The organism is Yoonia ponticola (genome assembly GCF_014199395.1).
In the GTDB taxonomy this organism is placed as follows: domain Bacteria; phylum Pseudomonadota; class Alphaproteobacteria; order Rhodobacterales; family Rhodobacteraceae; genus Yoonia; species Yoonia ponticola.
Genome location: NZ_JACIJM010000007.1, coordinates 66,159 through 79,392, shown reverse-complemented (window position 1 = coordinate 79,392; position 13,234 = coordinate 66,159). Strand labels below are relative to the sequence as shown.

At 55.3% G+C, this 13,234-nt stretch carries 15 protein-coding genes; 7 read left to right on the top strand and 8 right to left on the bottom strand.

Annotated elements, in window-relative coordinates:
- Positions 1 to 28: 28 nt before the first annotated feature.
- Genes FHS72_RS12855 through FHS72_RS12845 form a run of 3 tightly spaced genes read left to right on the top strand, consistent with a single transcriptional unit; the run spans position 29 to position 3,248 of the window.
- Positions 29 to 1,132 (top strand): Gfo/Idh/MocA family protein, encoded by a 1,104-nt coding sequence (locus FHS72_RS12855; RefSeq protein WP_183529762.1) that lies wholly within the window; start codon positions 29 to 31, stop codon positions 1,130 to 1,132.
- Between the two features lie 13 nt (positions 1,133 to 1,145).
- Complete coding sequence (locus FHS72_RS12850; RefSeq protein ID WP_183529760.1) at positions 1,146 to 2,036, top strand: TIM barrel protein; 891 nt, start codon at positions 1,146 to 1,148, stop codon at positions 2,034 to 2,036.
- A 57-nt stretch (positions 2,037 to 2,093) separates the two neighbouring features.
- Positions 2,094 to 3,248, top strand: coding sequence for a Gfo/Idh/MocA family protein (locus FHS72_RS12845; protein WP_183529758.1), 1,155 nt, complete (start codon positions 2,094 to 2,096; stop codon positions 3,246 to 3,248).
- Positions 3,249 to 3,353: 105 nt separating this feature from the next.
- Here the strand turns inward: FHS72_RS12845 and FHS72_RS12840 are convergent, their stop codons facing one another.
- The 7 genes from FHS72_RS12840 to FHS72_RS12810 form a co-directional block, all read right to left on the bottom strand.
- Positions 3,354 to 3,614, bottom strand: coding sequence for a hypothetical protein (locus tag FHS72_RS12840; RefSeq protein ID WP_183529756.1), 261 nt, complete (start codon positions 3,612 to 3,614; stop codon positions 3,354 to 3,356).
- An 89-nt stretch (positions 3,615 to 3,703) separates the two neighbouring features.
- Positions 3,704 to 4,708 (bottom strand): LacI family DNA-binding transcriptional regulator, encoded by a 1,005-nt coding sequence (locus FHS72_RS12835; protein WP_183529754.1) that lies wholly within the window; start codon positions 4,706 to 4,708, stop codon positions 3,704 to 3,706.
- Positions 4,709 to 4,717: 9 nt separating this feature from the next.
- Positions 4,718 to 4,948, bottom strand: coding sequence for a hypothetical protein (locus tag FHS72_RS12830; protein WP_183529752.1), 231 nt, complete (start codon positions 4,946 to 4,948; stop codon positions 4,718 to 4,720).
- The gene (locus FHS72_RS12825; RefSeq protein ID WP_221235417.1) at positions 4,948 to 5,724 is read right to left on the bottom strand and encodes an ATP-binding cassette domain-containing protein; all 777 of its coding nucleotides are present in this window, start codon (positions 5,722 to 5,724) and stop codon (positions 4,948 to 4,950) included. Before FHS72_RS12825 ends, FHS72_RS12830 begins: the two co-directional genes overlap by 1 nt.
- A gap of 7 nt (positions 5,725 to 5,731) precedes the next feature.
- Positions 5,732 to 6,805: an ABC transporter permease gene (locus FHS72_RS12820; protein WP_183529748.1), complete on the bottom strand. Its 1,074-nt coding sequence runs from the start codon at positions 6,803 to 6,805 to the stop codon at positions 5,732 to 5,734.
- 92 nt (positions 6,806 to 6,897) lie between these two features.
- Entirely contained in the window at positions 6,898 to 7,833 is a 936-nt protein-coding gene (locus tag FHS72_RS12815; RefSeq protein ID WP_183529746.1) for a sugar ABC transporter substrate-binding protein, read from the bottom strand.
- An 83-nt stretch (positions 7,834 to 7,916) separates the two neighbouring features.
- Complete coding sequence (locus FHS72_RS12810; protein ID WP_183529743.1) at positions 7,917 to 8,711, bottom strand: TIM barrel protein; 795 nt, start codon at positions 8,709 to 8,711, stop codon at positions 7,917 to 7,919.
- A 303-nt stretch (positions 8,712 to 9,014) separates the two neighbouring features.
- On the opposite strand from FHS72_RS12810, the gene FHS72_RS12805 reads away from it, so the two are divergent.
- From FHS72_RS12805 to FHS72_RS12795, 3 genes are all read left to right on the top strand, one after another.
- The gene (locus FHS72_RS12805; RefSeq protein WP_183529740.1) at positions 9,015 to 9,632 is read left to right on the top strand and encodes a hypothetical protein; all 618 of its coding nucleotides are present in this window, start codon (positions 9,015 to 9,017) and stop codon (positions 9,630 to 9,632) included.
- Positions 9,629 to 10,807 (top strand): MFS transporter, encoded by a 1,179-nt coding sequence (locus tag FHS72_RS12800; RefSeq protein ID WP_183529738.1) that lies wholly within the window; start codon positions 9,629 to 9,631, stop codon positions 10,805 to 10,807. Before FHS72_RS12805 ends, FHS72_RS12800 begins: the two co-directional genes overlap by 4 nt.
- A gap of 66 nt (positions 10,808 to 10,873) precedes the next feature.
- A complete protein-coding gene (locus FHS72_RS12795) occupies positions 10,874 to 11,896 on the top strand; it encodes an aspartate-semialdehyde dehydrogenase (protein ID WP_183529736.1) in 1,023 nt (340 codons plus the stop codon).
- A 126-nt stretch (positions 11,897 to 12,022) separates the two neighbouring features.
- Here FHS72_RS12795 and FHS72_RS12790 read toward each other — a convergent pair whose 3' ends face one another.
- Positions 12,023 to 12,667 (bottom strand): carbonic anhydrase, encoded by a 645-nt coding sequence (locus FHS72_RS12790; protein ID WP_183529734.1) that lies wholly within the window; start codon positions 12,665 to 12,667, stop codon positions 12,023 to 12,025.
- A gap of 211 nt (positions 12,668 to 12,878) precedes the next feature.
- On the opposite strand from FHS72_RS12790, the gene FHS72_RS12785 reads away from it, so the two are divergent.
- On the top strand, positions 12,879 to 13,214 hold the full coding sequence (locus FHS72_RS12785) for a hypothetical protein (protein WP_183529732.1): 336 nt from the start codon (positions 12,879 to 12,881) through the stop codon (positions 13,212 to 13,214).
- Positions 13,215 to 13,234: the final 20 nt, after the last annotated feature.

Sequence of the window (13,234 nt, the reverse complement as noted above, 5' to 3'; positions counted from 1 at the left end):
TGCAAACCGTTTTTGAGAGGGAGGCAATATGAAACAAATTGGAATTGGAATTGTGGGCGGCGGCTACATGGGCAAAGCGCATGCTGTCGCGCATTCTGCTGTGGGGGCGCTGTTCGACACGGCATTGCGACCGCGACTTGAGATGGTGTGCGCAACCAATGATGCCTCGGCGGAAAAGTACAGAAATGCTTATGGTTTTCAACGGGCTACGTCCGACTGGAAGGCGCTAGTCACCGACGAAAAGGTAGAGGCAATTGTCATCGCCTCACCCCAAGATACGCACCGCGATATTGCCGAATTGGCATTCACATTGGGCAAGCCCGTTTTTTGCGAAAAACCGCTCGGGCGTGATGTTGCGGATAGCCGCGCAATGGTCGCCGCAGCCGAAGCTGCGGGTGCGATAAGCATGAGCGGTTTCAACTACATACGCACCCCCGCCAGCCAATTTGTAAAGCAATTGCTGGATGCTGGTGAAATCGGCGAAATCACTAATTTTCGCGGAGAACATACCGAAGACTTCATGGCCGATCCGCAAGAGCCAGCAACGTGGCGCAGTCACGGTGTCGCAAACGGCTGCATGGGTGATTTGTCGCCGCATCCGATCAATTGTGCGTTGCGTTTGATGGGGCCAATTGAAAAGCTGATCGCCGAAGTTGAAACTGTCATTCACACACGTCCCGGTGGTGATGTGACCAATGACGATCAGGCGCAAATCATGTGCCGGTTCGCCTCTGGCGTCTTGGGCAGCATCTTTGCGAGCCGCACGGCGACAGGTCGCAAAATGGGTTACAAATATGAAATCACAGGCACCAAAGGTGCTATTTATTTCGATGGCGAAGACCAGAACGCGGTTCATCTCTACAAGATGGAAGGCCCCGATGCGCAGCGCGGGTTCACTAAAATACTGACAGGTCCAGCGCACCCCGACTACAAATCCTTCTGCCTCGGGCCGGGTCACGGAACTGGTTACCAAGACCAGATCATTATTGAAGCCAAGGATTTCCTGACCGCAATCCACACCGGACAAAACATCTGGCCCACATTCCGTGACGGGATGGAGGTCAATCAAATCGTAGCCGCGTCGCATGCCTCATCGCAGGCAAAGACATGGCTCAACGTCAATGATTTCTAAAGAAAGCACTTCCATGACCATACGAATCGGTAACGCGCCCTGTTCTTGGGGCATCGAATTTCCATCTGATCCGGCGTACCCGACATGGCAGTCGGTTTTGGACCAATGCGCAGGCGCTGGTTACAAAGGGATCGAACTTGGCCCAATCGGCTACATGCCTGAAGATCCGGCAGTCCTCGCGCCAGCCCTCGCTGAACGTGATCTGTCGATCATCGGCGGCGTTGTGTTCCAGCCGTTCCACGACGCCGACAAGTGGGACACGATCCTAGATGCGGCAAAGCGGTCCTGCGAAGCGTTGAAAGCACATGGCGCAAAGCATCTGGTTCTGATCGACAGTATCTCACCGCGCCGCGCCCCGACTGCTGGCCGGGCCGATGAAGCCGAACAAATGGATGACGCTGAATGGGCCGCCTTCCGCGACCGGATAGCGGCCATCGCGAAAATGGGCACCGAAGAATACGGGCTCACCGTTGGTATCCATGCACACGCTGGCGGCTTTATTGACTTTGAACCAGAACTCGAACGCCTTCTAGCCGAAGTAGATGAAAGCATTCTTAAGATTTGCTTTGACACGGGCCACCATTCTTATGCTGGTTTCGATCCTGTCGCCTTCATGAAAAAACACATCAACCGCATCAGCTACATGCACTTCAAAGACATCGATCCTGCGGTCAAAGCTGACGTTGTGAAAAACCGGACCGACTTTTACAAAGCCTGCGGTCAGGGCATTTTCTGTAACCTCGGTCAAGGCGACGTCGATTTTCCGGCAGTGCGGCAAGTCTTGGTGGACAACAACTTCAGCGGTTGGTGCACGGTCGAACAAGATTGCGATCCATCCATGCCCGGCACGCCGCTCGAAGATGCAGAAGCAAACCGTAAATATCTCGAATCTATCGGCTTTTGATGGCTGCAACAGCAGTGCACGCGAGTCACACGCTGATTTTTGGTAAGGAATAGACAAATGACAAAACTCAAATGGGGCATGATCGGCGGCGGTGAAGGCAGTCAGATCGGACCCGCACACCGCCTCGGTTCTGGCCTCGACGGGCTGTTCGAATTTGCGGCTGGCGCGCTGGATCACCGCCCAGAGTATGGCATCGATTACGGTCAACGCATGGGGCTCGGTAATCGCGCCTATGGCGGCTGGGAAGAGATGCTCGCCGCCGAGCAAAAGCGCGACGACAAAGTGGACCTTGTGACCGTTGCGACGCCCAATTCGACCCATTTTGAAATCACCAAAGCTTTTCTCGAAGGCGGGTTCAACGTGCTGTGCGAAAAGCCGATGACAATGACCGTCGAAGAAGGCGAAGCCATTGTAGAGATTGCCAAAAAGACGGGTAACATCTGTGCGGTGAACTACGGCTACAGCGGCTATTCGCTCGTGCGGCACATGAAAGCAATGATCGCACGCGGCGACATTGGCAAGGTCCGTGTCGTGAACGCTGAATTCGCGCACGGGCATCACGCTGATGCAACCGATGCGGACAATCCACGGGTGCGCTGGCGCTACGATCCGGCCCAAGCTGGCGTGTCTGCGCAGTTCGCCGATTGCGGCATCCACGCGATGCACATGGCGTCCTTTGTCACGGGCCAAGAAGTCACCAAATTGTCAGCTGACATCGTCTCTGCGATCCCCGTGCGGACGCTAGAAGACGACGCAATGGTCAACTTCCGCATGGACGGCGGTGCCGTTGGGCGTCTCTGGACCAGCTCCATCGCAATCGGTCGTCAACACGGCTTGGGCATCCAAGTCTTTGGGGAAACGGGTGGTCTACGCTGGTCACAAGAACAGCCTAACCAGTTGTTTTATATGCCTCTTGGTGAACGACTGCAGATCATTGAACGGGGAGAAGCAAACCTGTCCCCAGAAGCAGATCGCACCAGCCGCGTCACCATCGGACACGCCGAAGGGATGCCATTGGCCTTTGCGAACATCTACAAAGATCTCGCCGAAGCCATCGGCGCGCGCAAAGATGGTCGCGTGATGGACCCTGCCGCAAACCTCTATCCACGTGCCGAAGACGGCCTTCGGTCAATGGCCGCCGTCGTCGCTGTCGCGGAATCCGGCAAGGCGGATGGCAAATGGCTCGACGCCCGCCCGCCAATGTTCCGTTAAAAAACAAAGGCCTGCGATCACTCGCAGGCCTTCTTGCTTCCTTGACTTTTTCCAAATCCCGGGGGTTTGGGGGCTGGCCCCCAATCGCATTTTCGCGAAAATGCGTCAGCCCGCAGCTTCGGCTGTCAAGCGATCCATCATCTCACAGACAGCTTCTTCATCATCTGCTGCGGCCGCAGCTTCTAGTTCGACCTGCATTTGTGCGACGATTTCTTGGGCCTTGTCCGGGTTAACGGCCATCAAGGTTTGAACCGCTTCGATCAATGCGCCTTGTTTGGCTTGCACATCTTCAACGGTGCACGCCATGGCTGATCCTGCGGACAGGGCTGTGATTGCTACGGTGGCAAGGATACGTGTTTTCAACATGTTAGGGCCTTATCAGTTTGTTTGCACCTGTTTGGCCCGATCCGTATTGCCAAATCAACGGTCAATAATCACATCGGCACGGTTTCGCCTTATGGCAGCGGGCGCAGTGTGCCGCGTTCAATGACAGAGCAATCAAACATATGTGCCTTTGGCGTCAGCGTATTGTCTGCGATCATCGCCGCGACGAGGTCGATGGATTTGGCTATGATGTCTTTGATCGGGTTATGAATTGTCGTCAGATTAATATTCGCCCAACTCGCCATTTCCATGTCGTTCAGGCCGATAATCCCAATGTGCTCAGGCACTTTGAGGCCCGCATCAGCAATCGCGGACAATGCCCCAATCGACAGCACGTCATCACCGCAGAAATACGCCTCTGCGGGCGTGCCAGCCGCCAGTAGACGTTGCATTTCGGCGCGGCCTGCCTCGAATGAATAGGCGCTCGCGGCGCTCGTCGTCACGATCATGTCGGGGTGGTTATCGGCGAGTTCGGTGACAAAGCCTTTTTCGCGGTCCTGTGTGGATGTGGCTGACCGTGGACCGCCCAAAAACCCGACCCGTTTGTAGCCACGAGCGACCAGCGTTTGCGCGGCCAGTTGGCCTGCAGATATGTTGTTGATTCCAATGACATTCACGCTGGGCGTGTCTGTGTGGCGTCCGAACGAATGCACCACGGGCACGCCCGCTTTGCGGAACGTATCGGCAAAGGACGCAGGCAAGGTCGAGGACGCGACGATCACGCCATCGACCGAATATTGCCGCAGCAACCGTGCAGAGTTCTCGGCATCGATTTCATCGGTCAAGTTCACCAGCAAAGGCCGCAATCCGCGTTCCTGCAACCCGCGTGTGAACAGGTCGAAAACCTCTAGAAAAATCGGGTTGTGAAAGTTGTTAGACACCAGCCCGATCATCTTGGTGCGGCCCGTGGTCAAAGACGACGCCAGCGCGTTTGGACTATAGCCCAAATCGGCTGCTGCTTTTTCAATCTTTTTGCGGGTTTTCGGGGACACTGATGCCCCTTCGGTAAAGGTACGTGAGACAGCGGAACGCGAGACTCCGGCCCTTTCGGCCACGTCCTTGAGCGTTACTGCCATTGCGTTCCCTTAGTGTGTTTTGTCATTTGGATGAGTGTCTTTAGCCGCATCATCAATGGCTGAATAGTCAATAACGGTGAATCGGTAGCCACAAATCACAGCTAACCCGATAAAAAGAACGCCCCAAAGGCCGTTCCCATTTGCAAATTCAAGTAAACCCCAGCCGAAACACACTGCGACCACAGCCACCCGCATCCAAACAGGTTTGAAGAACGGGTGGTTGAGGTCGAGTAGTTTCATTAGGCGGCGCCTTCATATTCGGCACCGGTTTTGGACCCGGTGATATAGGCCACAACGTCGTTGCCGTCTGTTTCTTTCACATCGAGGTTTGCCACGATGCGACCGCGCCGAAATACGATGATCCGGTCAACAAGGTCAAACACCTGCCGCATGTTGTGCGACACGAGGATCAGGCTTTCGCCTTGTTCCTTGAGGGTGCGGATGATGTTTTCCACCTGTGCAGTTTCCTGCACACCCAAGGCCGCTGTCGGTTCGTCCATGATCGTCAGCTTGCTGGCAAACGTCGCTGTGCGGGCAATCGCCACACATTGGCGTTGACCGCCTGACATGTTAGCGATGGTGTTCTTGATGTTCGGGATTTTCACGCCTGTTTTCACAAGTCCTGCCATCGTGTCTTCGCGCATCGCTTTGTAATCAAGGATACGGAACGGGCCGAGCCAGTTGAACTTGGTCTTTTCGCGGCCAAGAAACAGGTTGTCGGGCACGTTCAGATCATCAGCGAGCGCAAGCGTTTGGAACACGGTTTCGATCCCCGCTTCACGGGCATCAAGTGGACCTGCAAAGTGGACTTCTTTCCCGTCGAACACGACGGTTCCGCGTGTCCGTTGTTCCACGCCAGTGATCTGACGCACGAAGGTGGATTTCCCCGCCCCGTTGTCGCCCATGATCGCGACGTGCTCGCCTTTTCTGAGAACGAAATCGGCGTCCTCTAGGGCGTGTACACCACCATAGTGTTTGGTGAGGCCTTTGGTTTCTAAGATAATATCAGACATCATAACCCCCTTATGACCGTGCCGCAGCGCGTTGTTGCTGCCATTGATCCAGTGCAACCGCACCCACGATAATCGCGCCTAGCACCATTTCCTGATAGAACGCGCCGAGACGCAGGAAGGTGAAGCCGGATGTAATCACACCGATGATCAGCGCACCGATCACAGTGCCGATGATAGACCCGCGTCCGCCGAACAGGGACACACCGCCGATGACGGCCATAGCGATCGCATCAAGCTCGTAGCTGAGGCCCATGCCGGATTGTGCGGTCAAGTTTTTCGACGTCAGGATCACGGCGGACAAGCCCGCCAGCATCCCTGCAATCGCATAGACCATCACAAGGTGACGCGGCACGTTGATACCGGACATGCGGGCTGCGGCCTCGTTCGAACCAATTGCATAAGTGTGTTTGCCGTAGATGGTGAAGTTCATCACGAAATGGAACACAACTGCGAGCGACAAGAAGATGATGACGGGCATCATGCCGGCGCCGATTTTCGCGTAGGCTTCGGTTGGGAAGGACACCGGGTTACCAGATGACCACCACTGCGCCACGCCGCGCGCAAACAGCATCATGCCGAGTGTTGCGATGAATGGGGGGATGCGGGCAAAGGCCACAAAGATACCGTTCACGATCCCTGCAACAATACCGCAAGCGAGGCCAACAAGCACGGGGACGAGCCATGGGAGATCCTGCAGCGCGGGCCCAAAGATCGCCTTTGGGTTCGGGCCGCCGTTGACTTCGGATACTTGCGCGAAGCTCATTGCGATCATCGCTGTCGCACCCAGAACGGAGCCTGACGACAGATCGATACCAGCCGTGATGATCACTTGGGTCACGCCCAATGCGATGATGCCGACGATGGCGACCTGAATAATAATGATCCGCAGGCGCGCTTCGTTAAAGATAGTGTCGAAGCGGTCGTTGCTGTCGAAAAGTAGGCTTTGGCCGACATAGACCGCGCCCAGAATTTCAAAGATCACGACGATGAGGATAAGAGCGCCGAAGACGTTCAGTTCATTAGGCCACTGTCGTTTTGATTTATCAAAAGATAGGCCGCCCGTCCCATGGCTGGTGTCTGACATCTGTCAGCTCCCTTTTTAACTGTCTGAGGAAATTGTTAGGCTGTGGGGCCGCAAGGGCCGCCCCACCGGTGTTTTTGATCGAAAGCGAAGGCTTATTGGAAGTCAGCAAGCGTCGCTGGTGTGACCAATTTGAATGGGATGAAGACTTGCTTGTCGACTTCTTCGCCATTGATCAGTGCGATTGCGGTGTCGATGGACCCAGCGCCTTGACCTGCGAGGTCTTGGAATACTGTGACGTCCATTTCGCCAGCGGCCATTGCCACAAGCGCATCGGATGTCGCGTCAACGCCACCAACAACCACGTCGTCCATGGAAATGCCCGCCGCTTTCATCGCTTGGATCGCGCCGATTGCCATTTCGTCGTTGTTGCCGAAGACGGCGTCGAATGGTTCACCGGATGAAATCCAGTTGGTCATAAGGTCGGACGCTTGGTCACGGGACCATTCGGCGGTTTGCTCGTCGATGATCGTGATAAAGTTACACATATCCATGCCGATGACGTCATGGAAATCTTTGGTCCGCTGAACCGCAGCTTGGTTGGAAAGCTGACCCATCAGGACATACGCAGTCGCCCCGCCGGATTTACCTTCGGCCCGCAATTGCTGGCACATGTGGAACGCAGCAAGCGTGCCGGATTCGATTTCGTTGGACGCCACAAATGCTTGACCGTCTGGCAGTGTATCCATGTTGACCGGCTGGCGGTTCACGTAGACCAATGGGACGCCTGCGGAAGAGGCCGCGTTGGACATCGCTTCCGTTGCATTGGTGTCAACTGCGTTCACGATGATCGCATCAACGCCAGAGGCGATGAAGTTGTTGATCTGGTCCAATTGCTTGGCCACGTCGTCAGTGGCGTCTTCGATTTGCAAGGACACGCCGTCCAGCGTTTCTTCGTGCGCAGTCATGCCGTTCCGCATCACGGTCAGGCCGTTGTCGTCGAAACGCGCAACAGATACGCCGATTTGCTGTGCAATTGCTGTTGTACCCATGAGGCCCATCAGGCCAGCGGCTAGTAGTACTTTTTTCATTGTTTCCCTCCCAAGGAATGTGCCCGGCCGCACAAGTGGTAGATGCCGGGCCCTGTTTTGCAGGGCGTCTGAGGTATCACGGCTCATGCGGCTTTGGCCGTCAACTGTGCGGTGATGAATGTGATAGACCCTGCCAATGCGGCGGACGGGTCTGTGATGGCGTGAATTTCGGGTGCAAAACATTCGAACGAGGCGGGGCCGGCATAGCCCTGCGCACGGAGTGTTTGTAGTTGTGCAATATTGCCAAGCCTGTCGTCCTGATCGACCAAGATGCGGTGGGCATCGGTCATATCAGCGACGTTTGGCGCGGGATCGGAGATGCCCGAGATGTGGACGATCCCGGTAAGGTCCGGATAGAACGTGGTGTCGCCGGACAGGTGGTGGTGGAACGTGTCGTGGACCAGTTTAAAGCAATCCGGATTGCCCATGTCAGCCAGCACGTCAGCGGCGTCATCTTTGTGACGCAGGGTGCTTGCCGCAAAGCCGAGCGGTTCGATAAATCCGATCAGGTTCATGTCCGTTAGCATCGGCTGATAGATCGCCAGCGCATGACGTAATGAGTCGCGTTGTGCGGCGCGGTCAAGCGGTGCGTCGCCCATGCGCGGGATCAATGCAACACCTTCAGCGCCACACGCTTGCGCGGTTTGCATCAGCGCGCGCGCCTTCGCTGTCTTGGTTTCGGGGGCGTCGTTGAACGCCTTTACCTCGGCCAAAGCGAGGATGCGGACGTTGTGTTCTGCGGCAAGGTCTTTGATCGCGGCAGGGGATTTGCCGTCGAACAAGGGCCGTTCCAGATCGTTGCGAAATTCGATCCCGACGCAGTCCAAATCGCGGGCCAATCGAAAGACAGCATCAACCGATAAGGCTGGCGTCGTCATGTGATTGAGTCCGAATTGAAGCATGTGAAATGGTCTTTCCCGAGTTCCGTAGCGTTACTGTAGGCATGGTTTTAAATTATTGCAACCGGTTGCATTAAGTGTCGAAATATTTCGCGTAACGGGCTGATTTTGGTAAGGTTTACTGAGGTATTTCCGGTTCGTTTCGTGCAATCCGATATGAAGTAGCCGCCGCGAATCTGGTCGCAAACGACTCGCTTGAGTTGAATTTGAAAAGAAGATGCGCCGCTCTTGTTGGGGTGAAAGGCTTGTGTCAGACATCGCGGACTTGAAAAGGATTTCGAAATGCGGATCGCTTGTCTTCATACGGCGCAGGTTCATGTCGCGACGTTTTCTGACCTGTTTGCGGACAAGGCGCCCGACGCTCAAGTTGTGCATGTTGTACGCGAAGATTTATTGGCGCGGGCCCAAGTTGGTGGCATTTCAGCCGTCGCTGAAATGTTTGCTGATGTGATAGCTGCGCTGGGCGAGACGGACGCGATCTTGTGCACCTGTTCGACGCTTGGGCCGTTGGTGGATCAGTTGCAGAACCCGAAGGTGATCCGCATTGACCGCCCGCTGATGGAGGTCGCAGCGACCCTCGGCACCAAGCCGTTGCTTGCGATTTATCTGGAAAGCACGCGGGCCGCGTCGCTGTCGTTGCTGATGGAGGCGGACGCAGCTATAGCGCCAACCGTGCATCTGTGTGACGGGGCATGGGGGTTGTTTGAATCGGGCGATATGGCTGGATTTGCCGATGCGGTCGCGACGTCGGTGCGCAAGGCCAGTGTCGGGCATAATTGTGTGATTTTGGCGCAAGCGTCGATGCGTGTCGCAGAGCCTGCGTTAAGAGATTTGAAAATACCGGTTTTGTCGTCGCCAGCACTGGCGGCGGACCGTGTGATAGGGGTGGCGTTGTCATGAAGTTGGGTATTGCGTTTTTGGTGCTGGCCTATGGGCTGTCACAGTTTTTCCGCGCGTTTCTGCCGGTGCTTGCACCTGATTTGCAGGCCGATATTGGCGCTATGCCTGATGACTTGGCGACTGCTTCGGGTGTTTGGTTCTTGGTCTTTGCTGCGATCCAAATTCCGATTGGCGTGGCGCTAGACCGCGTTGGACCCAAGATCACGGCTGTAGTCCTGTTCGCGCTGGGCGCGGGTGGCGGCGCGTTTGTTTTCGCAGCGGCTCAAAGTCCTGTGCATGTCACAATCGCGATGGGCTTGATCGGGATCGGCTGCGCGCCTGTCCTGATGGCCAGTTATTTCATCTTTGCACGCACCTATTCGCCTGCTGTTTTTGCCACCTTGGCGGGGGCTACAATCGGGATCGGGTCACTGGGTAATCTCGCGGGGGCATCACCAATGGCGTGGGCGGTGACAGAGTTCGGTTGGCGCGAAACGATGCAGGGTTTGGGATTTACGTCCCTCGCCGTTGCAGTCTTGATGTGGGTGACAGTGAAAAACCCGCCGATGATAGAAACCGCGCACCGTGGGTCGATTTTCGAGTTGTTAAAAATGCCGCAACTCTGGCCGATTTTTGCGATGATGCTGGTAAGTTATGCGCCCGCCGCTGGTCTGCGCGGTCTTTGGGCGGGTCCGTATATCAGTGATATGTATGGGGCAGATGTGAGCCTGATCGGCCAAGTCACCCTTGTGATGGGGCTGGCCATGATTGCGGGCAGTTTTGCTTATGGCCCGTTAGAACGTATGTTCCGCACGCGCAAATGGGTGATCGTGGGCGGCAGTATGATGAGCGCTGTTGCTTTGACGACGCTGGCTCTTTTTCCAGCGCCGGGCGTTTGGGCTTCTGCGGTTTTGCTGGCGATGATCGGGTTTGGCGGCACGGCGTTTCCGCTGTTGGTCGCCCACGCAAAGGCGTTCTTTCCCGCGCATTTGACCGGACGCGGTGTGACCTTGGTCAACCTGTTTAGCATCGGCGGCGTTGGTGTTGCGCAGTTTATCACGGCCCCCTTACATACGCAGGGCATGGCGATGGCTGGCGGTGCAACGACCGCATATACCTTGATCTTTGCCTTCTTTTTAGGGGCGTTGATGTGTGGCTTGATCGCTTATTTCTTTGCGACAGATCGCACGGATTAGTGATGCCTCTTTCTTTTGGCGCACCTGCACGCTAAAGGGACAGCGGTTTAACCAAGGATAGGATCAATGGGTTATAAAATTGTCATCGTAGGCGCCACAGGTAATGTGGGTCACGAAATGCTCAATATCCTCGCGGAGCGTGAGTTCCCGGTGGATGAAATTGCAGTACTGGCCAGCCGTAAATCGCTGGGCACCGAAGTGTCATTCGGCGACAAAACCCTGAAGACCAAAGACCTTGATACGTTCGACTTTACGGGTTGGGACATGGCGTTGTTCGCTGTCGGCTCTGAAGCGACACAGAAATACGCGCCGATTGCTGCAAAAGCGGGCTGCGTTGTGATCGATAACTCTAGCCTCTACCGCTACGATCCGGATGTTCCGTTGATCGTGCCAGAGGTGAACCCAGAGGCGGTTCACGGGTATTCGAAAAAGAACATCATCGCGAACCCGAACTGCTCGACTGCGCAGATGGTTGTGGCGCTGAAGCCGCTGCACGACCGTGCAAAGATCAAACGCGTTGTTGTGTCGACATACCAGTCTGTTTCTGGTGGCGGTAAAGCTGCGATTGATGCGCTGTGGGACGAGACAAAGTCGATCTACAACCCGACTGACAACAAGACCCAAGACGTGTTCACCAAGCAGATCGCGTTCAACGTGATCCCGCATATCGATGCGTTCATGGAAGACGGCACCACCAAAGAAGAGTGGAAGATGGTCGTTGAGACGAAGAAAATCGTCGATAAGAACATCAAAGTCACGGCGACTTGTGTGCGTGTTCCAGTATTCGTTGGCCATTCTGAAGCGATCAACATCGAGTTTGAAGAATTTCTCGACGAAGACGAAGCCCGCGATATCCTGCGTGAAGCACCGGGCATCATGGTTATCGATAAGCGCGAAGATGGCGGCTACGTGACGCCAATCGAATGCGTCGGCGATTATGCGACGTTCATTTCCCGCATCCGTCAGGACAGCACAATCGACAACGGTTTGAACCTGTGGTGCGTGTCCGACAACCTGCGCAAAGGTGCGGCATTGAACGCGGTTCAGATCGCGGAATTGCTGGGACGTGAGTGCCTGAAAAAAGGCTAAATGCCTTGATTGATTAGCTCGAAGACGGTGCATTTGTCGTCTTCGAGCATCATCCGACGTTTTGAGCGCGACGCGCTGCTTTGGATGTCCACCTGCTTTGTTTAGCAGATGATGGTTAAGAAACCCTTAAACAGCCTGATATCCAGCGTCGTCGGTGTAGGCTTCGAGCGTACCTTCACCGATATCGTTCCACAGGCCGTGCAGTGACAGGTTTTCGCTTTCAACTGCTGCTTTCACAAACGGGAACGTCATCAGGTTTTCCAGCGACACCAGAACCGATTCTTTTTCCAAAGCCGTCAGGCGGTCCGCGTCCGTGCCATTCGGCAGACGGTCGTAGCCGGGCCGTAGAATGTCCATCCAGCGCCCAACAAAGCTGCTTTTGTCTTCCAGTTCGGGCGCGTTGCCAGCGCACATGTGGTAGCAACCTGCAACGCCGCCGCAGTTCGAATGCCCAAGGACAATCAGGTGCGACACTTTCAATGTGTTTACCGCATATTCCACGGCTGCCGACGTCCCGTGATATTCCCCGTCTGGGTTATAAGGCGGCACGAGGTTCGCAACGTTCCGGTGAATAAAGAATTCACCCTGATCCGCCCCGAAAATCGACGTCACATGCACACGACTGTCGCAGCACGAAATCACCATCGCACGTGGATGTTGCCCGTCTTCGGCAAGTCGTTTGTACCAGCTTTTATTCTCGGCGTAGGTGGTCGCTTTCCAGCCATGGTAACGTTTGGCTAAATATGCGGGCAGGGCGTGGCGGTACGGCATGATAGACTCTCCCGAATAGGTCACTGGCTCTTACGTCGAATTTACTTGGATTTCGAGAGGTTTTTGAACCTTTTCAATTGTAGAGATCAACCATTCAGACACCAACTGCGGGTAGAACAGTGTCATGACATATTTCAGCCCCTTACTGGTGCATCCACCAGCCCGTCCCACCGCCAGCGTCGCCGTCTTGCGATGTCTGGAGAATTTCACAATGAATCCGGCCCCATTATGCACGTTGTTCAATACGTTGGCCGATCATGATGCAGAGGATATCGTATGCCGCGCACTGCAAGACATCGCCATAAAGCTGGATCATTTGCAGACGTCCCGCAGAATCGGTGCGTTTTCAGAGATTCCCGCACCAGCCAAACGCATGGGTGCGATTGCCGATCAGATTGGCCTGACCGAGGTTGCCTTGGTTGCCCGTCACACGGCCACTGCGGCTGAGATGCGATGTGGGGTGGCATTAGGGGCGACGATTGCGCGGTTAGAACGCGCGTTTGATGCTGCTGTCAGCCACGTTTGGGATTTCCGCGACTACGCTTAACCGATCTCACAAAGAGGTGC